The sequence below is a fragment of the Microbacterium sp. zg.Y1084 genome (genome assembly GCF_024623595.1).
GTDB classification, from domain to species: Bacteria; Actinomycetota; Actinomycetes; order Actinomycetales; family Microbacteriaceae; genus Microbacterium; species Microbacterium wangruii.
In genome coordinates, this window is record NZ_JANJGV010000002.1 from 387650 (window position 1) to 408462 (window position 20813).

Sequence of the window (20813 nt, forward strand, 5' to 3'; positions counted from 1 at the left end):
GGTGAGCGCCGCCCCCACCGTCGCACCGCCGCCGGACGCCGCCCCGCTGCGGCGCCCGGCGGCGGTGCGCGTGGCGTGGATCGGCGGCACCGCCGTGCTGCTGGCGCTGCTGTGCGTGGCGTCGGTAGCGTTCGGGGTGCGCGAAGTCACCCTCCAGGAGATCATCGCCGCCCTGGGCGGATCGACGAACGGGATCTCCGAGGCGGCGGTGGTGGCGCGCATCCCGCGCACGGTGCTGGCGATGCTCGTCGGGGCCGCGCTGGCCATGTCCGGCACCACGATGCAGGCCGTCACCCGCAACCCGCTGGCCGATCCCGGGATCCTGGGTGTCTCGGCCGGCGCCTCACTGGCCGTCGTGATCGGCATCGCCTTCTTCGGGCTGAACGCCCCGCACAGCCTGATGGGCGTCGCCATCGCCGGCGCCGCGGCCGCGGCCGTGTTCGTCTACGCGGTCGGCTCCCTCGGACGCGGCGGGGCGACGCCGCTGAAGCTGGCACTGGCCGGTGCGGCGATCTCCGCCGCCTTCACCTCGCTCGTCAGCGCCGTGCTGCTGCCGCGGGTGGACGTCATGGAGAGCTTCCGCTTCTGGCAGATCGGCGGCGTCGGCGGGGCGACCTGGGACCGCATCGGCGCCGTCGCGCCGGTGCTGGCGATCGGCGCCCTCGTCTGCTTCGCCACCACCCGCGGCATGAACTCCCTCGCCCTCGGCGACGACCTCGCCACCGGGCTCGGCGAGAACGTGGGCCGCACCCGGCTGGTGTCCTCCGCCGGCGCGATCGTGCTGTGCGGCGCGGCCACAGCGGTGGCCGGCCCCATCGGATTCGTGGGGCTGGTCGTCCCGCACCTCTGCCGACTGCTCGTCGGCACCGATCATCGCTGGCTGCTGCCCTTCACCGCCGTCGCCGGTGGTGCGCTTCTGGTCGCCGCCGACGTCGTCGGTCGCGTCATCGCACCGGGCAGCGAGATCGAGGTCGGCATCATCACCGCGTTCATCGGTGCGCCGGTGTTCATCTGGATCGTCCGCCGGCAGAGGGTTCGCGAGCTGTGAGCGTCGCTCAGATCGCCGTCGGCAGGCGCCGCAGGCAGCGGCGCCGTGCCCTGATCACCGGCATCCTCGCGCTCGTGGTGGTCGCCGTCTACGCCGCAAGCCTCATGGTCGGCCAGACGTTCTACTCGCCCGCCGAGGTGTGGGCCGTCATGCTCGGCCAGACCGTGCCGGGGGCGTCCTTCACGGTGGGCGAGCTGCGGCTGCCCCGCGCGACCCTCGGGCTGCTCGCGGGCCTCGCCTTCGGCATGGCGGGCACGACGTTCCAGACGATGCTGCGCAACCCGCTCGCCTCTCCCGACATCATCGGCATCACCTCGGGGGCCAGCGCCGCCGCCGTGTTCGGGATCATCGTGCTCTCCCTCAACGAGACCGCCGTGTCGATGCTGGCACTGGCGGGCGCGCTGCTGACGGCGACCGCCATCTACCTGCTGTCGCACCGCGGAGGCTTCACGGGGACCCGGCTGATCCTCATCGGGATCGGCGTCGCCGCGATGCTCGACAGCGCCGTCACCTACGTGCTCTCCCGTGCCGCCGCGTGGGACCTGCAGACGGCGATGCAGTGGCTCACCGGCAGCCTCAACGGCGCCACGTGGGGCACGGTCGCCCCTCTCGCCCTGGCGTGCCTCGTGGCCGTGCCCGCCATGCTCGTGCAGGGCCGCGCGCTCGGCGTGCTGCGCCTGGGCGACGACTCCGCGACGGCGCTCGGGGTGCGGGTCGGGCCCACGCGCATCGTGCTGATCGTCGGCGCGGTCGTGCTGCTGGCCTTCGCGACCGCCGCGGCCGGCCCCATCGCGTTCGTGGCCTTCATGGCCGGCCCCATCGCCGCGCGGCTCGTCGGGCCGGGTGCGTCGCCGCTGCTGCCGGCCGCACTCGTGGGCGCCGCCCTCGTGCTGGCCGCCGACCTCATCGGCCAGTTCGCGTTCGACACCCGCTACCCCGTCGGCGTCGTCACCGGCGTGCTCGGCGCTCCGTACCTCGTCTACCTGCTCATCAGGACCAACCGCTCGGGAGGGTCGCTGTGACCACCGCCCACACGCTGCGCGCCGAGGCGCTCACTCTTTCGTACGGCGATCGGCCGGTCGTCGCGGGCCTCGACCTCGAGGTCCCGCCTGGCCGCATCACCGTCATCGTCGGCGCCAACGGCTGCGGCAAGTCGACCCTGCTGCGCGCCCTCGCCCGGCTCCTCACCCCGACCGCGGGTCAGGTGCTGCTGGACGGCGCTGCGCTGCGGTCGCTGCCCACGAAGGAGATCGCGCGCACCCTGGGCCTGCTGCCGCAGAGTCCCACCGCGCCCGAAGGCATCGCCGTGGCCGACCTCGTCGGTCGCGGGCGCCACCCGCACCAGCGGATGCTGGCGCGGTGGAGTGAGAACGACTACGCCGTCGTCGCGCAGGCGCTGGCCGACACGGGCACCGCGGAGCTCGCCGACCGCCCGGTCGATGAGCTGTCCGGTGGGCAGCGCCAGCGGGTGTGGATCGCGATGGCACTGGCGCAGGAGACCGACATCCTGCTGCTGGACGAGCCGACGACCTTCCTCGACGTGTCGCATCAGATCGAGGTGCTCGACCTGCTCACCGACCTCAACCGCGCCCGCGGCACGACCATCGTGATGGTGCTGCACGACATCAACCTCGCCGCGCGCTACGCCGACCACGTCTTCGCCGTGCGCGGCGGTCGCGTCGTCGCCAGCGGCGCCCCTGCCGAGGTCATCACCGCCGACCTCATCCGCGACGTGTTCGACCTCGACGCCCTCGTCGTGCCCGATCCCGTGTCCGGTTCCCCGCTGGTGCTCCCCCGCGGCCGTCACCATGTGCAGTCCCCGCCCGCACCGCCCCTCCCCCCGACCTCGTCCGGAGCACCCGATGGCACCCCCTGAGACGTCCCGCTTCTTCCGCGCCCGCGTGAAGGCGATCGCCGACCTCACGCCGAGCTTCCGGCGGTTCACCTTCGGCGGCGACGACCTCGCCGACTTCGGCGACCCCGGCTTCGACCAGCGCATCAAGATCGTCTTCCCCGCCGCCGAGGCGGGGCTGGACGCCATGCCCACCGACGAACAGTGGTACCTGCGCTGGCGCGACCTCCCCGAGAACGCCCGACCGCCCTTTCGCACGTACACCACGCGCGCGGTGCGCAACGAGGTGGCCGAGGTCGACGTCGACATGGTCGCCCACGACGTGCTCGGTCCCGCGTCGGACTGGATCGCCCGCGCCGCCGTTGGCGACGAGGTGATGATCTACGCCCCCACGCGGGCCCACACCGGCGTGAGCTACGGCATCGACTTCGTGCCACCGGCCCGCACCGACCATCTGCTGCTGGCCGGTGATGAGACCGCGGCCCCCGCGATCGCGACGATCCTCGAGCAGCTTCCCGCCGAGGCGCGCGGCGTCGTGGTGGTCGAGCTGCCCTGCGCAGCGGATGCCGCCTACCTGCCTCGCCACCCCGGCTTCGAGTACCGCGTGGCGGGCCGGGACGACGGGCCACGCAGCACGCACCTGCTGACCGAGGCCACCGACGCGGCGACGCATCTCGTTCCGGCCGGGCGCGGTGGCGAGGTCGAGGAGGTCGACATCGACCACGGCATCCTGTGGGAGGTGCCCCGCACCGCGAAGGGCGGCGCCGCCCTCAAGAGCGCACCGTTGTACGCGTGGCTCGCCGGCGAGTCGGGGGCCATCAAGACGCTGCGCCGACGCCTCGTCGCCGAGCACGGCGTGGACCGCCGGGCGGTGGCGTTCATGGGCTACTGGCGGCTCGGGCGAGCCGAGAACTGAGCGGCGCGCCGGCCCGTCAGGCCCGCGCTTCCTCGTGAGCGTGGCCGAGCCGCAGACCGGGCACGAGGCCCGCCAGCGCGACCGCGACGCCGAGGGCGAACACCGCCGCGAACCCCGCGCCGGTCGCCGCGAACGTCGTGAACACCAGCCCCATCGTCGCGATCACGACGGCGGAGCCCACGGCATCCGAGATCGACAGCGCTGAAGAGTTGAAGCCCTGGTTCTGCGGCGTCGAGTATGCCAGCGTCAGCACGGTCAGGCGCGGGTACATCAACCCCATCCCGCCGCCCGCCAGCGACCAGACGGCGATGAGCAGGGCCGGATGCAGACCCCACACCGCGGTGGCGAGGCCCGAGGCGATCGCGACGGCCAGCAGCGCGGTGCCGATCATGGTGATGCGCGCATTGCCGAGATGATCGCCCCACCGCCCCTGCACCGCTGCGGCGAAGGCCCACATCAGGGCGGCGGCGGTGAGACCGAGTCCTGCCCACACCGGTGAGAAACCGTACTCGTCGATGAGCAGCTTGGGCACGTACACCTCCGCCCCGAAGAGGGCGCCGGCGATGAGGCCGCGCATCAGCACGACGCTGGGGAGTCCGCGGGCCGCGCGCAGGGTGCCCGCGGGCACCAGCGGGCGCACGGTGAGCACGAGCACGACGATGGATGCCACGACGACCGCCGGCATCCACGCGCCCGCGCTGCCGGCGAGGGTCAGCGCCAGAGCCCCTCCCGCGACGAGCACCGCCCACAGCAGCCGCGCGCCCACAGGCGTACGGTCCGGCTGTGATGTGCCCAGGTCGGTACCCCTGAGGCGCAGCGACACCAGCGCGAAGGCGGCGAGGGTGAGGACGGCGACGCCGAGGAACACCCATCGCCAGTGGAGGAACTCCGCCACCGCCCCCGCGAGCACCGGACCGACGAGCGAGGGGATCACCCAGGCGGCGGAGAACGCCGCGAACACCCGGCCGTGCAGCCGGCCGGGGAAGACCCGCGCCACCACGACGTACAGCGCCACCGTCTGACCGCCGGTGCCGAGCCCCTGCAGCAGCCGGCCCGCGACGAGCACCTCCATGCTCGGGGCGAGGCCCGCCACGACGAGGCCGGCGGCGAACAGCACGACGGCCGCGGTGAGCGGACCCAGCGGGCTCGAACGGTCGCACCAGGCGCCGGCGACCACCATCCCGATGACGCTGGTCGCGACCGTCGCCGAGAAGGCCGCCGCGTACAGCGCCTCACCGTCGAGGTCGGCGCTGACGACCGGCATGACCGTCGTCACGGCCAGAGCCTGGGTGGCGGCGAGGAAGATCATCGCGACCGCGCCGAGGGTCACCCACACGTAGCCTGCGGACCAGATGCCCGCCGCCGCCCGGGTGTCGCTCATGCGCGCGCGAGGGCGCCGATGCGCCCGATCGCCTCGCGCAGCACCTCCGGTGCGCAGCCGAAGTTGATGCGCACGTGGCCCGCGCCTTCCGCGCCGAACGCGGGGCCGGAGTGCAGGGCCACCTTCGCCTCGCGCAGGATGGTCGCCGCGGGGTTGTCCCCCCAGCCGAGACCGGTCAGATCCACCCACGCCAGGAACCCGGCCTCCGGCATCCGGTAGCGCGCGGCCGGGAGCTGCTCGGCGAGCAGGTCTGCCAGGAGTCGCCGGTTGTCGTCGAGGGCCGCCAGCAGCGAGGCGAGCCAGTCGTCGCTCTGCGGGGAGAAGGCCGCGACGTTCGCCAGCGCGCCGAAGAGCCCGGTGCGCCATTCCACCTCGGCGGGCAGCCCCGCCAGCACGGCCGCGGTGTCATCGGAGCCCGCGATCATCACGGCGCACTTCAACCCCGCGAGGTTGTAGGTCTTGCTGGCGCTGGTGACGGCGAAGCCGTGGCGGGTGGCCGCCGGCGATGCGTCGAGGTAGGGGGTGAACGTCACCCCGGGCTGGGTGAGCGGGGCGTGGATCTCGTCGCTGATGACGGTGACCCCGTAGCGCTCGGCCATATCGGCCAGCGCCGCGAGGTCGTCGCGCGCGTGCACGGTGCCGGTGGGGTTGTGCGGGTTGCACAGCAGCATCGCGGACGCTCCGGCGGCGAACGCCCGCTCCAGCCCTTCGAGGTCGAGCCGCCAGGCGGCGCCGGTGTCGCTCAGCGGCACCCGGATGACGACGCCGCCGGCCTCTTCGATGCAGTCGCCGAACGGCGGGTACACCGGCGGCGTGATCACGACGCCACCGCCGGGGGTGATGACGCGGCGCAGCACCTCGACCACGCCCATCATGACGTCCCCCGTCGAACGCACGCGCTCCGGCGCCACATCCCAGTTCCACCGCCGCCGGGCGTACCCGGCGAAGGCGTCGCGGATGCCGGGGTCGGGCGGCGTGTAGCCGGTGTCCCCCGCCAGCACGGCGCGCTGCAGCACCTCGGTGATCGCCGGCGCCAGGTCGAAGTCCAGCTCCGCCACGAACAGCGGCAGCACGTCATCGGGATAGGTGCGCCACTTCGTGCTGCTGCGTTGCCGCAGCTGCTCCAGCGGCGGGGCCTGGAGGGGGGTGGGGGTCACGATTCAAGCTTGGCATGCCCGTCGACGCCGGGCGCCCATCGGTTGCCCCCGGTCGTTGAGCGAGGGCGCGCAGCGAGACCCCCGGTCGTTGAGCGAGGGCGCGCAGCGCCCGAGACGAAACGCCCCCCCCCCCCCGGTCGTTGAGCGAGGGCGCGCAGCGCCCGAGACGAAACGCCCCACCGCCCCACCGCCGCCCCCGGTCGTTGAGCGAGGGCGCGCAGCGCCCGAGACGAAACGCCCACGCGAAAGGCCCGACGCCGGTCGTGGCGTCGGGCCTTTCGCGTGCGATGACGCAGCGTCAGATGGCGAAGCCGAGGGCGCGCATCATGTCGCGCCCGTCATCGGTGATGCGCTCGGGGCCCCACGGCGGCATCCACACCCAGTTGATGCGGAAGCGCTCGACGACCTGGTCGAGGGCCTGAGCCGTCTGCTCCTCCAGCACGTCGGTGAGCGGGCAGCCGGCGGAGGTGAGCGTCATGTGGATGACGAGGGCGTCGTTCTCGTCATCCCACGCGAGGTCGTAGATGAGGCCGAGGTCGACGACGTTGATCCCGAGCTCGGGGTCCATCACGTCCTTGAGCGCCTCGATCACCTCTTCGTACTTCTCGGTGGTGAGCGTCGCGGTCATGAGGCGATCCTACGCGTCCGCGTCGGCGGCGGGCTCGAGGTAGCGGTCGTAGCCTTCGGCTTCGAGACGCTCGGCGAGCTCCGGGCCGCCCTCCTCCGCGATGCGCCCGGCGACCATGACGTGCACGAAGTCGGGGTGGATGTAGCGGAGGATGCGCGTGTAGTGGGTGATCAGCAGCACGCCGAGGCCGGTGTTCTCCTTGGCGCGGTTGACGCCCTCGGAGACGATCTTCAGCGCATCGACATCCAGGCCGGAGTCGGTCTCGTCGAGCACCGCGATCTTCGGGCGCAGCAGCTCGAGCTGCAGAATCTCGTGACGCTTCTTCTCGCCGCCCGAGAAGCCCTCGTTGACGTTGCGCTGCGCGAACTTCGGGTCCATGCGCAGGTTCTTCATCGACTCCTTGACGTCCTTGGTCCACGAACGCAGCGAGGGGGCCTCACCGTCGATGGCGGTCTTGGCCGTGCGCAGGAAGTTCGTCACGGTGACGCCGGGGATCTCCACCGGGTACTGCATGGCGAGGAAGACACCGGCACGGGCGCGCTCGTCGACCGTCATCTCCAGCACGTCCTGACCGTCGAAGGTGATCGAGCCGCCGGTGACGGTGTACTTGGGGTGACCGGCGATCGTGTACGCCAGCGTCGACTTGCCGGAGCCGTTGGGGCCCATGATGGCGTGGGTCTCACCGGTGCGGATGGTGAGGGTGACGCCGTTGAGGATCGGGGTCGTTCCCTCATCGGTCTCGACCGTCACGTGCAGGTCGCGGATCTCGAGGACAGACATTGTCAGACTTCCTTCTTCAGGGTCGGATCGATGAGCACGTCGTCGCCGTCGATCTCGACGACGTAGACGGGGACGGGCTCGTAAGCGGGGAGGTTGAGGGGACGGCCGGTGAGGAGCGAGAACGCCGAGCCGTGGGCCCAGCATTCCAGGGTCTCCCCCTCGACGAATCCGTCGGAGAGCGAGATGTCGCCGTGGGTGCAGGTGTCGCCGATGGCGTGCACCTCACCGTTCGAATCCAGCACGAGGGCGATGGGGACCCCGTCGACCTCGACCCGGCGGGCGGTGTCCTGCTCGAGTTCGCTCAGTGCGCAGACGCGGGTGGCGGTCATGCCGACGGCTCCGCGTCGAGCTCGGCGAGGATGGCCGCCGTGAGCTCCTCCTCCAGCGAGGGGATGCCGGTCTTCTGCACGATCTCGCCGAGGAAGCCGAGGACCACCAGGCGTCGCGCCTCCGCTTCGCCGATGCCGCGGGCCTGCAGATAGAACAGCTGCTCGTCGTCGAAGCGTCCGGTGGCGCTGGCGTGGCCTGCGCCCTGGATGTCACCGGTCTCGATCTCGAGGTTCGGGATGGACTCGGCGCGGGCGCCGTCGGTGAGCACCAGGTTGCGGTTGGCCTCGTACGAATCCGTGCCGGCGGCATCCGGGCCGATCAGCACGTCGCCGATCCACACGCTGCGCGCGCTCTCGCCCTGCAGGGCGCCCTTGTAGAGCACGTCGCCCTTCGTGTGGGGTCCCTTGTGGTGCATGTACACCTGGCTCTCCAGGTGCTGGCCGGAGTCGGAGAACGACACGCCGTACAGCTTGCAGGAGGAGCCGGCCCCGGAGAGCTCGACCGAGGGGTTCACGCGCACGACGCCGCCCCCGAGGCTCACCACGACATGCGTGAGCGACGCGTCGCGGTCCACACGCGCCTGGTGGGATGCCACGTGCACGGCGTCCTCGTCCCAGCGCTGCACCGTCACGAGGTTCAGCCGCGCGCCGTCGCGCACGATGATCTCCACGTTCTGCGCGTACTGAGCGGTGCCGGAGTGGTAGAGCAGCACCGTGGCAGCGGACTGCGGCATCGCCTCGACGATGATGTGGTCGGCCCCGTGGGCACCGGCATCCCGCCCGGCGAGGTCGATGCGCAGCAGGTCGTCCTGCTCGACCCCGGCGGGGATGCGCACGTGCACCGCGTCGGGGCTGCGCTTCCATGCGATCGCCGCGGGCAGATCCTCGGGACGGAAGACCTCGCCGCGCGCCGGGGCATCGTGGCCGGTCGACGCGATCACGAGGCCTTCCGGACCGGTGATGCGGTGCGCGACGGCGGTGGCGTCGGGCTCCTCGTCGGTCAGCACGGCACCGAGCCGCGTCAGCGGGGTGTGCTTCCAGTTGACCTCACGGCCGGTGGGCGCGCCGAAGTCGGCCGGGTCGAACGAGGTCGGACGCTCCGACCGGGTCTGCACCGGCACGAAAGCGGCGGCAGGGTCGATGTGGCCCTCTCCGCGGGTGGCGGGGGCCTGGGTGACGCTGGTCATCAGCCGACGGATCCTTCCATGCCCATCTCGATGAGCTTGTTCAGCTCGAGGGCGTACTCCATGGGCAACTCGCGGGCGATGGGCTCGATGAAGCCGCGGACGATCATCGCCATGGCTTCGTCCTCGGGCATGCCGCGGGACTGCAGGTAGAACAGCTGCTCCTCGCTGACCTTCGACACGGTCGCCTCGTGCCCGAGCTGCACGTCGTCGACGCGGATGTCGATCGCGGGGTACGTGTCGGAGCGGGACTTCGTGTCGACCAGCAGCGCGTCGCAGCGCACCGTGTTGGCGGAGTGGTGCGCGTTGGCATCCACCCGCACCTCGCCGCGGTAGCCGGCACGGCCGCCGCCGCGGGCGATCGACTTCGAGATGATCGACGACTGCGTGTACGGCGCCATGTGGATCATCTTGGCGCCGGCGTCCTGGTGCTGGCCGGGACCGGCGAAGGCCACCGACAGGGTCTCGCCCTTGGCGTGCTCGCCCACCAGGAAGATCGACGGGTACTTCATCGTCACCTTGGAGCCGATGTTGCCGTCGACCCATTCCATCGTGGCGCCCTCGTGTGCGACGGCACGCTTGGTGACGAGGTTGTAGACGTTCGTGGACCAGTTCTGGATCGTCGTGTAGCGCACGCGGGCGTTCTTCTTCACGATGATCTCGACGACCGCGGAGTGCAGCGAGTCGGACTGGTAGATCGGGGCCGTGCAGCCCTCGATGTAGTGCACGTAGGAGTCTTCGTCCGCGATGATCAGGGTCCGCTCGAACTGACCCATGTTCTCGGTGTTGATCCGGAAGTACGCCTGCAGCGGGATGTCGACGTGCACGCCCTTGGGGACGTAGACGAACGATCCGCCCGACCACACCGCGGTGTTCAGCGCGGCGAACTTGTTGTCACCGGACGGGATGACCGTGCCGAAGTACTCCTCGAAGAACTCGGGGTGCTCGCGCAGGGCGGTGTCGGTGTCCATGAAGATGACACCCTGCGCCTCGAGGTCTTCGCGGATCTGGTGGTACACGACCTCCGACTCGTACTGGGCGGCGACGCCGGCGACCAGACGCTGGCGCTCGGCCTCGGGGATGCCGAGGCGCTCGTACGTGTTCTTGATGTCGTCGGGGAGGTCCTCCCACGTCTGGGCCTGCTTCTCCGTGGAGCGCACGAAGTACTTGATGTTGTCGAAGTCGATGTCGCTGAGGTCGGCGCCCCACGTCGGCATCGGCTTGCGACCGAACAGCTGCAGGGCCTTCAGGCGGGTCTTCAGCATCCACTCGGGCTCGGCCTTGAGAGCGGAGATGTCACGCACCACCGCTTCGCTCAGTCCGCGCCTGGCGGTCGCGCCGGCGGCGTCGGGGTCGTGCCAGCCGAACTCGTACACCCCCAGCCCATCGAGCTCGGGACGGTCGATCAGCACATCCGACATGACGTTTCCTCCTCTGGGCCACAACGGTGTCATCCGTCCCGGCATTCCTGCCCCCTCGTGGAGTTCCGAGGGTGGTGATGCCGCTTCCGGGCCCGCTCAACTGGGCGTGAGATCACACCTAGACTGGGAGGGATGACCGGCGCTTGTGCGCGGCATCCCCAAAGCACGAGTCTACAGGCAACGCCGGCGCCTGGTCGTGGCCCGCGGGCCCGAACCGACGCGATCCGATGTGCATTCCCAGGAGGCGACGAGATGTCCCAGGCGGTCGCGACGCGCACCCCTTCCCGGTTCCACGACTGGCTCCCCGCCACGGTGGACCGCCGCATCCGCGTCTTCGCCTGGCTGTCGTTCCTCGCCGAGGTGCTGATCATCGCCACCGGCGGCGCGGTACGCCTGACCGGGTCGGGTCTGGGGTGCCCCACATGGCCGACCTGCACCCCCGAGTCGCTCGTCAACACCCCCGAGATGGGCATTCACGGGGTGATCGAGTTCGGCAACCGCACGCTGACCGGCCTCGTCGGCATCCTCGCCCTCATCGTCGTCGTTCTCCTGTGGCGGATGCGCCGGGAGCGCCGCGACCTGTTCATGCTCGCCCTCGTCGTCGTCGGCGGCGTCGTCGCGCAGGCGATCGTCGGCGGCATCACGGTGCTGACCGGTCTGAACCCCTTCATCGTCGGCTTCCACTACGTCGCCTCGCTGCTGCTGGTGTGCGTCTGCGCGGCCTTCCTCGTGCGCATGCACACCGTGCCGGGGCCGCGGCGCCGCGCGGTGCCCCTCTGGTACGCCCGCACCGCGTACGCGACCCTCGTCCCCCTTGCCGTCACCATCTCCTTCGGCGTGCTGACCACCGGCGCGGGCCCCCATTCGGGAGACGTCGAGGCCGGCCGCAACGGCTTCAACGCCGAAGTGCTCGAGCACGTGCACGCCTGGCCGGGATACGTGCTGCTGGCCGCCCTCCTCGTGCTGGCCGGGGCCGCCTGGGCTCGGACCCTGCCCACCCGGCGGTGGGCGACGACACTGCTCGGTGTGGTTCTTGTGCAGATCGCCGTCGGGATCTACCAGGCGCGCAACGGCCTGCCCGAGCTCGCCGTCGGCGTGCACATGGTGCTCGCCGCCCTCTCCGCGGCCGCGATGACCGTGCTGCTGCTGAACCTGACGCGGCCGGCGCACCCGCGCAGCTGACCCCGCGCGAGGCTGGCGCGATCGCACCCCGCCGACCATAGTGGGGGCATGGCGACGCCGTCTCCGCGCTCCGGGCTGGTCAGCACGATCGCGGAGTCGGTGCGCTCCGGCATCTGCGTGGTGGTGGTGGGGCTGCCCGGCGCCGGCCGGCGGGAGACGCTCCGCCTCGTGGGCGACGTCATGGCGGGCGAGGAATGGACCGTACGGTCCCTCACGGGACACGGGGCGGCGGGTCGCCCGCTCGAGTCACTCGCCTTGTCCGGCATCCACGCGCCCAACAGCGGCGCGCTGACCCCCCTCGGCGCCGCACAGGCTCTGTCGTCGCGTGCGGGGTCCGCGCCGGTGCTGCTGCTCGTCTCGGACGGCGATCGCCTGGACGAAGCCTCGGCGACCGTGCTCGCTGCGGCAGCCGACGACCCCGCTGTGACCGTCGTCATCACCGTGCGGCCGCCCTACCCCGGCGCAGCGGCCGTCGACACCGTCCTGGCGCGGCGCGAGGCCACCGCTCTGTGGATTCCGCCTGCGTCGTTCGAGGCGATCCACCGTCTCGTGTCGGACACCCTCGGCGGCGACGTCGACGCCGACGCCGCGGGTCGCGTCTACGCCCTGTCGGGGGGGCTGCCGGGCATCGCCCGCGCGATCACCCTCACCGCCCGGCAGGCGGGCGGTCTGGTGCAGCGCGGCCAGCGCTGGTCGGCTGAGCGCGACCTGTGGAGCAGAGGGCTCGCGGCGACCCTGGTGAAACTCACCGAAGGACTCAGCGAAGCCGAGCGCGAGGGATGCTGGGTACTGGCGGAGCTGGGCCCCACCGACCTGGTGACGGTGCGGCGCTTGCTGCCGTGGTCGATCCTCACCGCGCTCGACGACCGCGGCCTGCTCCGCTTCGTCGACGACGATCGCGGTCCCGTGGCCGCGTTGTTCCCCCCGGTTCTGGAGGACTATCTGCGGCATCGCGCGCCGGCCGCTCGCGGGCGGGCCGCCGCCGACCGCGTCGCAGAAGCGCGCACGCAGACGGATGCGTCCACTGCCCTGCCCGGTCAGAGCCCGCGACCGCCCCTCCACGCGCCGAACCGCTGGTCTTCGTCGCCTGAGGCCGCCGCGATCCTCGGGCGGGTGCTGCACGAGGAGACCGCACGACGCGTGACCCAGTCCCGGGCGCAGTGGGAGGCCCGACCCGGGGCGCTCACCGCGGTCGCCTACGTCCAGGCGCTCCTCGACGATGGCGCCGACGACCACGAGATCGACGACGTGCTCGCCGCCGCACGCACCGCGCAGCTGCCGGCGGACCGTGACGCCCTGCGGCTGCGGCTGTGGGAGGTCGTGTACCGCGCGACCAGCCGCCGCGAAACGCACCAGGCGATGGACCTGCTGACGCAGACGGCTCACGAGATCCCCGGTTCGGGCGCCGCCGTCTCCGCCGTCGGGCAGCATCTGCGCCTGATGCTGCCCGGACTGGGAACGGCTGAGCTGCCGGCCTACCCGCGACCGGCCGAGATCGAGCAGGTGCGCCAGCTGGCCCGGCCGTTGCAGACCTCGGGGCTGCCGCGCTGGAACGCCGTCGACATCGTGCGGCTCGTCCGCGGCGAGGTGCTGCTCAGTGGCGGGCGCACGAGCGACGCGGTCGCCGACTTCGCCGACCTCTCCCCCGCCGACCCGCTGCGCCGCGATCCCTACTCGGTGATACCGCTCGCCCAGCTCTGCGACGGCGACATCGCCGGCGCCATACAGAGCTCGCAGCGGCAGCTCGACCTCGCCCGCGGCACCCTCGACCGCACGCGAATCGAGCCCTACGGCTACGTGGTGGCGCTCGGACTTTTCCTGCAGGGGCGGCTCGGCACCCTGCGCGACCATCTGACGAGCCTGTTCGCTGTGAACGCCCCTGCCGTCCTCGCCCCTGAGGCCCGCGCCGGCCTGCTCTCCATCAGCGCCGGTCTGTCCCTGTGGGAAGGCGCCTTCGACAGCGCGCACGACATGGTCGTGCAGCTCGACGCGCTGGGCCTCAGCGCGGGGCCCTTCCCGTACATGAGCCCCGCCGCCACTGCCGCGGCGCTCGCCCTCGCCCGCGGTGTGCCCGCCGACGAGGCGACCGCCGGTGCGTGGGAGGAGGTCACCACCCTCATCGACGACGGGCACCTCCTGGCCGCCGTCTTCGAATCGGTGCGGCTGCTGGAGCTGCATGTGGACGGGGAACGCACGGCCCGCGCGGCACAGGTGGCCTTCGCCAGTCAGGGCTCGATCATGCCGGCGATGGGCGCCTTCCTCGAGGGCGCGGGCGATCACTCACCCGAACGGCTGCTCGCCGCGGCGGACGTCCTCCGCGATGCGGGCCTCGTGCTCTACGCCACCCGTGCACACGCGATGGCGGTGCGCTACCTGCGTCAGGAAGGGCGCTCCGACGCCGCTGCGCGGGAATCGCTCCACCTGCGCCGTGCCGTGCACGCCGCAGGCGACGACCTCTCGCTGGTGCTGTCGGCACGTCTCGACCCGGAATCCGTGTTGACACCCCGCGAGCGCGAGGTCGCCCATCTGATCGCCGCGGGCCTGACCAACCGGGAAGTCGCCGAGCGGCTGGTCGTCAGTGAGCGGACGATCGACAACCACCTCTACCGCGTCTTCCGCAAGCTCGGCGTGAAGACGCGCGAGGACCTCATCGGGCTGGTCTGAGCCGCCGCAGCGCCGGCTGCGGCCCCCACAGCGAGTACTCAGACGGGTTCTCCGCGTGCTCAGCATGGCCGCCTGACGTACTCGATCGGGCGCACCGCGATGCTCAGATCGCCTCCGCGCCCATCTGTGCTCCGCACCCCGCGAGTGGACTGGATGACCGCGGGACCGCCGTGGTGCCGCCGCGTGGCCGCCCGCGCTCCTGACGGCCCGCCCGAGCGCCGGGGTGCCGGCGAGAAAGAGCGGTCCCGCCATGAGCCCGACGGTACGGCCCCTCCCGTCCTCGCGGCGCGTCGTACGCGCGAGCGAGCTCGCCGTCCTCATCCCCGCGCACAACGAAGCCGACGCCATCGCCGAGACGCTCGACGCCCTGTCGCGGCAGACGGCGGTGCCCCGACGCGTGGTGGTCGTCGCCGACAACTGCACGGACGCCACGGGGTACGTCGCTGCCGCCCACGGGGCCGACGTCATGGTGACCCGTGACAACACGGACCGCAAGGCCGGTGCGCTCAATCAGGCGCTCGCAGCGCTGGGCGACGACGCGCCGCCCTTCATCCTCGTCGTCGATGCCGACACGCGCCTGGACCCGCAGTTCATCGACGTGTCCCTGGCCGCGCTGAACGCAGACGACGCACTCGGCGCCGTGAGCGGCCTCTTCGTCGGCGAGCGGCCGATGAGCATGCTGCAGCAGTTCCAGGCGAACGAGTACGTCCGCTACGGGACCCAGATCCGGGCCACCGGACGGGTGAGCGTCGTCACCGGCACCGCGTCGATGTTCCGCACCGCGGCGCTGCGCGAGGTCGCCGCCGCCCGAGGTGATCTCCTGCCGGGCACCCGCGGCGACGTCTACGACCGCGGCGCCATCACCGAGGACTCCGAGCTGACCCTCGCCCTCAAGACGTGCGGCTGGCGGATGGTTGCGCCGGAGGAATGCGTCTGCACCACCGAGCTCATGCCCACCTGGGGCGATCTGCATCGCCAGCGCGTGCGCTGGTACAAGGGCATGCTCGACAACCTGCGCGAGTACGGCGTCTCCCGCGTCACGCTGCGCTACTTCGGCCAGCAGGCGATGATCCTCGTCGGCATCCTCACGATCGCCACGCTGCTGCTGCTGACCGCGCTGTCGGTCGCCACCGGCACCTTCGCCGTGAGCGGATTCTGGCTCGCCGTGGGCGGCGTCTTCATCGTCGAGCGCGTCATCACCGTGTGGCCGGGCGGACCACGCGCCCGGATGCTCGCCGCCGCCGTGCTGCCGGAGATCGCCTATGACATCGCCCTGCAGGCGGCGTTCGTGCACGCCGTCGCGCTGGCGCTGCTGCGCCGCGACACCGCCTGGAACCACGTCACCGCACACGAGTCACCCCTCTTCGTCCCCTCCAGCTGAGCGGGACCCCCTCTCTTCCGGAAGAACCCATCCATGTACCAGCTCAACAGCACCGCATCCGGGGTGCTCGCCACCACCGGCGCCGCGCTCGCCCACACCTGGGTGGCGGGCTGGACCCTCTTCGTCGCCGGGCTCGCGGCCCTCTCCGTCGGCCGCGTCGTCCGGATGCGCCGCAAGGCGCGCACCGAGCCCTGATGCGTCCCGCGGGCAGTGCCCGCGGGCTGACCCACCCATCACGACAGAAAGGAGTTGCGGTGAGAAAGCAGGTCGCGAGCGCCACTGCGGCGCTCGTCATCGCTGCGAGCCCGCTGATGCTCGGCGCGTCCGCGGCACCGGCTGCGGACGCCCCGTGCGTTCCGCGGGCTGCCTGGACCGAGACGGTCCTCGTGACCCCCGCGGTGCCCGCCGTCGCCGAGATCCCCGGCGTGCCGGAGGTCCCCGAGGTGAGCCACCTGGAGACCCGCGTCATCCAGGAGGCCTGGACCGAGACCGTCGTCGACAAGGAGGCCTGGACCGAAACCGTCGTCGACAAGGAGGCCTGGACCGAAACCGTCGTCGACAAGGAGGCCTGGACCGAGACCGTCGTCGACAGGGAGGCCTGGGACGAGGAGGTGTTCGACCACTGGCAGCGCTACTCGTGGACCGGCGGCCCGCACCTCTCCGACGACCCGCCGGCCTTCCCGGGCGCCGACTGGCAGCCCAATGTGAAGGGCGACCCCCACGGCGTGGGCCACGAGGGCGCGTACTACCGCTCCCACGGCGGCTCAGGCAACGGCGACTGGTTCTACCTCGAAGCCGTGACCACGACGGTGCACCACCCGGCCGAGACCCACACCGTGGAGCACCCGGCCGAGACCCACACCGTGGAGCACCCGGCCGAGACCCACACCGTGGAGCACCCGGCCGAGACCCACACCGTGGAGCACCCGGCGGTGACTGAGGAGGTCACCGTCGTGGACCAGGAGTTCCAGCCCGCCGTTCCCGGCGTCCCCGGCACCCCCGCTGTCCCTGCCGTGACCAGGGAGGTGCACCACCCCGCCGTCGAGTGCGCCGCCCCGGCCACGCTGGCGTACACGGGTGGTTCCGGCACCGCAGTGCCCGTCGCACTCGCCGGTGCCGGCGCGCTCGGCCTCGGGCTGGCGCTCGTCGCAGGGCGGCGCGCCGCCCGCAGCTGACCGGCCTCGGGCCCCGGGGACGCCCCGCGCGCCCCGGGGCCCGAGTGTCGGCCGCATCACCCAGAAGCGAGATCCGATCATGACCTTCCCCCTGCACCCCCTCCGCGCCCGGCGACCGCACCGGCGGATCGGAGGGTCTCACCTCGCGGTGCTCGTCGCCGCCCACGACGACCCGTCGGGCGTGCTGTCCGTCCTGGATGCGATGGCGCTGCAGACGGTCGTCCCACGCCGCGTCACCGTTCTCACGAGGCCGGACGCCGAGGAGGCCATCGACGCCGCCGTCGCCCACGGAGCCCGGGTGATCACCACGGCAGACACGGCCGCCGCCGTCGACGAGGCGCTGGCGCAGGGGGAGGGCGATGCGCCGACGTTCGTGCTCATCCTCACGGCCGAGACGCGGATGCCGGCGGAGTTCATCGCCACTGCGCTGCGGGAGTTCGCGCGCGACGACGACCTCGGCGTCGTCAGCGGGAAGGCGAGCGTGATCACGGGGAGCGCCACGATGTTCCGCACCGCGGCGCTGCACGATGTCGCCGCCGCCCGCGGGCTCATCCTTCCCGGTCACCCGGGCAAGGTGTGCCGTTCCGCGCCCGCGACGGACGGCGCCGAGCTCGCCCTCGCCGTGCAGCTGTGCGGGTGGGGGTCGTCCGCTCCGTCGGCGGCGGCGATGCTGCCCGGTCGCGTCACGCATCGCGCCGGCGGTGACCGCGCGCCCGCCCGCCTGCGCGCGGCTGTTCTGGAGTCGCTCACCCCGGTGCCCGCGGGCGCCTGATCGGGCGGCACGGGGTGGGTTTTCACCGGCCGATTCCCGCGCGCAGACCGCGCCGTGCACGGCAGGATGTCCTCATGACCCGACCGCTTCGCCGTTGCCGCACGACATGCTGACCGTCGCACAGGCACTCGAGGTGCAGCGCGAGGCTGCGCGTCACAAGGTGCAGGGCCTGCGCGCTCCCGCTCGGTTCGCCGTCTCGGGGATGCTCGCCGGCGCCTATCTCGGTATCGGCGTGGTGCTCATGATCAGCACCGCGGGTCCCCTGAGCGCCGCAGGCTCGGGCGCGGGGCGCCTGGTCAGCGGACTGGTGTTCGCCGCCGCGCTCACCCTCGTCGTCTTCGCCGGCGGCGAGCTGGCCACCTCGTCGATGATGACCCTCACCCAGGGCGCGCTCATGCGCGCAGTCGGAGCGGGGCGCGCGGCAGCCGCCCTCGCGGTCACGTTCGTGGCCAACCTCGCCGGGGCGGTGGTCTTCTCCATCGTCGTGGCCGGCGCCGGCATCCTGCATGCCGCGCCCGCCGCCGAGGCCATGCTCGCCGAGCTGCTCGCTGCCAAGGCCGGTGAGCTGCCCCACGAGCTGTTCCTCCGCGGCGTGCTGTGCAACGTGCTGGTGTGCCTCGCGATCTGGATGTGCGCGCGCCTGACCACCGACGGCCCGAAGATCGCCGTCATCCTCCTCGCGATCCTGGCGTTCGTGGCGTCCGGCTTCGAGCACGTCGTGGCGAACATGACCACGTACGCCCTCGGCATGCTGACCGGCGTGCATGACGCGACGTGGGCGGCCTTCGGCGCGAACATGCTGTGGGTCGGCTTCGGCAACCTCGTCGGCGGCGCGCTCATCGTGGGCGCGGCCTACTGGTTCATCGGCGGCTCGCCGCGCGTGCGCGCAGGCGACGCCCGCGCGCAGGCGGCGGGGGTCTCCGCTGCGGATGACTCCCTCTCCCCCCACTAGACTGTGGGGCACCCGCGGGAGTGGTGGAATCGGTAGACACGCAGGATTTAGGTTCCTGTGCCTTCGGGCGTGTGGGTTCGAGTCCCACCTTCCGCACGGACGGATGCTTCGGCATCCGTCGAGACTGACCGCCGCATCCGACCGACGGGGACTTCGTGCTTGAAACCGCACTGCACGCACCGACCGCGCTGATCCCTTGGCTGGATCCCGCGACGATCATCACGAACTCGCAGCCGTGGGCGCTGCTGGTGGTGTGCTTCATCGTCTTCGCCGAGACGGGCCTGCTGGTCGGGTTCCTGCTGCCGGGCGACACCCTGCTCATCATGGCCGGACTGCTGTCGCACTCCACCGAGGTCGCGCCCCATGGCGTCTTCGGCCTCAGCGCGTGGTGGGTGGCTCTGCTGATCGGCCTCTCGGCGTTCGTCGGCGGCGAAGCCGGCTACCTGATCGGCCACAAGGGCGGGCCGGCGGTGTTCGAGCGCAAGGAATCCGGCATCTTCAGCCGTCGCAACGTCGAGCGCACCAACGCGTTCTTCGAGCGCTACGGAGGGCTGACGATCATCCTCGCCCGGTTCGTCCCGATCGTGCGCACGTTCGCGCCGGTCGCGGCCGGTGTGGGCCACATGCCCTGGCGGCGCTACTCGCTGTACAACTTCATCGGCGCCGTCCTCTGGGGCTTCGGCCTGACGATGATCGGGTACGGCATCGGGTTCATCCCCTTCGTCGGCGACTTCGTGTCGGAGTACATCGACGTCATCCTCCTGGCCGCCGTCGCCGGCACGCTCGTCTTCGTCGTGTGGCACTACTTCGCCGAGCGACGCAAGGTCGCGCGCGAGGCCGCCGCCGGCGACGACGCCGTGACGGATGCCGCCGAGGCCGAGGAGCTGGTCCTCGACCAGGACGTCTTCGACGACGACATCGACGATCCCGACGGTTCCGCCGCGGCGCGCGGCTAGCTGGCCTTCTTCTTCGCCGTCGCCTTCTTGGCGGGCGCGCTCTTCGCGGGCGCCTTCTTGGCGGGGGCGCTCTTGGCAGGCGCCTCCTTCGCAGGCGACTTCTTCCCGGACGCCTTCTTGGCGGTCGACACCGCGGCCTTCTTCGGAGCCGGGGTCTCCGCCGGCTCGTCGCTCGTGGACGGCGCGTTGCCCCGCGCCGCCCGCGAGCGCTCGACGCTGGCACGCAGCGCTGCCATCAGATCGATGACCTCGCCGCCGGACTCCGGCTCCTCCGTCTCGCCGAAGGTCTGGGAGGTGTCCAGAGCATCGCCCTGCTCCAGCTTCGCGTCGATGAGTGTACGCAGTTCCTGCTGGTATTCGTCGGCGAAGTCTTCGGGGTCGAAGTCGGAGGCGAAGCTCTCGACGAGGCTGGCGGACAGCTCGAGCTCCTTGGCCGAGATGCGCACCGACTCGTCCAGCGACGGGAAAGACGCCTCGCGCACTTCGTCCGCCCACAGCAGCGTCTGCAGCACCAGCACGTCTCCGCGCACGCGCAGCGCAGCCAGGCGTGTCTTCTGCCGCAGCGAGAACCGCACGATCGCGGTGCGGTCGGTCTGCTCGAGTGTCCTGCGCAGCAGCACGTACGCCTTGGGTGAGGCGGAGTCCGGTTCGAGGTAGTAGGCCTTGTCGAGGGTGAGCAGGTCCACCTGCTCGCTCGGGACAAACTCGACGACATCGATCTCGCGGCTGCGTTCGGCCGGCAGCGACGCGATGTCCTCCTTCGTGAGCACGACCGTGCGGTCGCCGTCGTCGTAGGCCTTGTCGATGTCGGCGTAGGGAACGACCTCGCCGTCGATCTCGCAGATCCGCTGGTACCGGATGCGTCCGCCGTCGGCGGCGTGCACCTGGTGCAGCGGCAGGTCGTGGTCTTCCGTCGCGGAGTAGACCTTCACCGGCACGTTCACCAGTCCGAAGGTCAGCGCGCCCTTCCAGATCGCCCTCATGATCCCAGTGAACACCTGCCCCACCCGTCACGCCTAGAGCTTGCGCACTAGC

Annotated in this window: 20 protein-coding genes and 1 tRNA gene; 13 read left to right on the forward strand and 8 right to left on the reverse strand. The window is 71.7% G+C overall.

Annotated features, from left to right (window positions below; translation table 11 throughout):
- The first annotated feature begins 1 nt into the window (after nt 1).
- From NQ165_RS03120 to NQ165_RS03135, 4 genes are read left to right on the forward strand one after another with little or no spacing between them, the layout of a single operon-like run.
- Entirely contained in the window at nt 2–1048 is a 1047-nt protein-coding gene (locus tag NQ165_RS03120; protein WP_257531183.1) for an iron ABC transporter permease, read from the forward strand.
- Entirely contained in the window at nt 1045–2070 is a 1026-nt protein-coding gene (locus NQ165_RS03125; protein WP_257531185.1) for an iron chelate uptake ABC transporter family permease subunit, read from the forward strand. The genes NQ165_RS03120 and NQ165_RS03125 overlap by 4 nt, the downstream gene beginning before the upstream one ends.
- A complete protein-coding gene (locus tag NQ165_RS03130) occupies nt 2067–2924 on the forward strand; it encodes an ABC transporter ATP-binding protein (RefSeq protein WP_257531187.1) in 858 nt (285 codons plus the stop codon). Before NQ165_RS03125 ends, NQ165_RS03130 begins: the two co-directional genes overlap by 4 nt.
- Nucleotides 2911–3816, forward strand: a complete 906-nt coding sequence (locus NQ165_RS03135) for a siderophore-interacting protein (RefSeq protein ID WP_257531189.1) — start codon at nt 2911–2913, stop codon at nt 3814–3816. The genes NQ165_RS03130 and NQ165_RS03135 overlap by 14 nt, the downstream gene beginning before the upstream one ends.
- A 16-nt stretch (nt 3817–3832) precedes the next feature.
- Here the strand turns inward: NQ165_RS03135 and NQ165_RS03140 are convergent, their stop codons facing one another.
- The 7 genes from NQ165_RS03140 to sufB form a co-directional block, all read right to left on the reverse strand.
- Entirely contained in the window at nt 3833–5197 is a 1365-nt protein-coding gene (locus tag NQ165_RS03140; RefSeq protein ID WP_257531191.1) for an MFS transporter, read from the reverse strand.
- Nucleotides 5194–6354: a MalY/PatB family protein gene (locus tag NQ165_RS03145; protein WP_257531193.1), complete on the reverse strand. Its 1161-nt coding sequence runs from the start codon at nt 6352–6354 to the stop codon at nt 5194–5196. The genes NQ165_RS03140 and NQ165_RS03145 overlap by 4 nt, the downstream gene beginning before the upstream one ends.
- Before the next feature lie 298 nt (nt 6355–6652).
- A complete protein-coding gene (locus tag NQ165_RS03150) occupies nt 6653–6982 on the reverse strand; it encodes a metal-sulfur cluster assembly factor (RefSeq protein WP_257531195.1) in 330 nt (109 codons plus the stop codon).
- Nucleotides 6983–6991: 9 nt separating this feature from the next.
- Nucleotides 6992–7762: a Fe-S cluster assembly ATPase SufC gene (gene sufC, locus NQ165_RS03155; RefSeq protein ID WP_257531197.1), complete on the reverse strand. Its 771-nt coding sequence runs from the start codon at nt 7760–7762 to the stop codon at nt 6992–6994.
- 2 nt (nt 7763–7764) lie between these two features.
- Nucleotides 7765–8091 carry a non-heme iron oxygenase ferredoxin subunit gene (locus NQ165_RS03160; protein WP_257531199.1) on the reverse strand — a complete coding sequence of 109 codons (327 nt, stop codon included), beginning with the start codon at nt 8089–8091 and terminating at the stop codon, nt 7765–7767.
- Nucleotides 8088–9278 (reverse strand): Fe-S cluster assembly protein SufD, encoded by a 1191-nt coding sequence (gene sufD, locus NQ165_RS03165; RefSeq protein WP_257531201.1) that lies wholly within the window; start codon nt 9276–9278, stop codon nt 8088–8090. Before sufD ends, NQ165_RS03160 begins: the two co-directional genes overlap by 4 nt.
- Entirely contained in the window at nt 9278–10696 is a 1419-nt protein-coding gene (gene sufB / locus NQ165_RS03170) for a Fe-S cluster assembly protein SufB (RefSeq protein WP_257531202.1), read from the reverse strand. Before sufB ends, sufD begins: the two co-directional genes overlap by 1 nt.
- 252 nt (nt 10697–10948) lie before the next feature.
- Here sufB and NQ165_RS03175 point away from each other — a divergent pair, with 252 nt between their 5' ends.
- The 9 genes from NQ165_RS03175 (at nt 10949) to NQ165_RS03215 (ending at nt 19778) form a co-directional block, all read left to right on the forward strand.
- Nucleotides 10949–11878, forward strand: a complete 930-nt coding sequence (locus tag NQ165_RS03175) for a heme A synthase (RefSeq protein ID WP_257531204.1) — start codon at nt 10949–10951, stop codon at nt 11876–11878.
- Nucleotides 11879–11926: 48 nt separating this feature from the next.
- Nucleotides 11927–14542 (forward strand): LuxR family transcriptional regulator, encoded by a 2616-nt coding sequence (locus NQ165_RS03180; protein WP_257531206.1) that lies wholly within the window; start codon nt 11927–11929, stop codon nt 14540–14542.
- A 250-nt stretch (nt 14543–14792) separates the two neighbouring features.
- On the forward strand, nt 14793–15923 hold the full coding sequence (locus tag NQ165_RS03185) for a glycosyltransferase family 2 protein (protein ID WP_257531208.1): 1131 nt from the start codon (nt 14793–14795) through the stop codon (nt 15921–15923).
- Between the two features lie 33 nt (nt 15924–15956).
- Nucleotides 15957–16118 carry a hypothetical protein gene (locus NQ165_RS03190; RefSeq protein ID WP_257531209.1) on the forward strand — a complete coding sequence of 54 codons (162 nt, stop codon included), beginning with the start codon at nt 15957–15959 and terminating at the stop codon, nt 16116–16118.
- A gap of 59 nt (nt 16119–16177) precedes the next feature.
- Nucleotides 16178–17098, forward strand: a complete 921-nt coding sequence (locus NQ165_RS03195) for a hypothetical protein (RefSeq protein WP_257531211.1) — start codon at nt 16178–16180, stop codon at nt 17096–17098.
- Between the two features lie 79 nt (nt 17099–17177).
- On the forward strand, nt 17178–17870 hold the full coding sequence (locus NQ165_RS03200; protein ID WP_257531213.1) for a hypothetical protein: 693 nt from the start codon (nt 17178–17180) through the stop codon (nt 17868–17870).
- A gap of 106 nt (nt 17871–17976) precedes the next feature.
- Complete coding sequence (locus tag NQ165_RS03205; protein ID WP_257531215.1) at nt 17977–18822, forward strand: formate/nitrite transporter family protein; 846 nt, start codon at nt 17977–17979, stop codon at nt 18820–18822.
- A 14-nt stretch (nt 18823–18836) separates the two neighbouring features.
- Nucleotides 18837–18918, forward strand: a tRNA-Leu gene (locus tag NQ165_RS03210).
- A gap of 59 nt (nt 18919–18977) precedes the next feature.
- Nucleotides 18978–19778 carry a DedA family protein gene (locus NQ165_RS03215; RefSeq protein WP_374679364.1) on the forward strand — a complete coding sequence of 267 codons (801 nt, stop codon included), beginning with the start codon at nt 18978–18980 and terminating at the stop codon, nt 19776–19778.
- Here NQ165_RS03215 and NQ165_RS03220 read toward each other — a convergent pair.
- Entirely contained in the window at nt 19775–20761 is a 987-nt protein-coding gene (locus tag NQ165_RS03220; RefSeq protein ID WP_257531217.1) for a Ku protein, read from the reverse strand. The genes NQ165_RS03215 and NQ165_RS03220 overlap by 4 nt on opposite strands.
- Between the last annotated feature and the right edge of the window lie 52 nt (nt 20762–20813).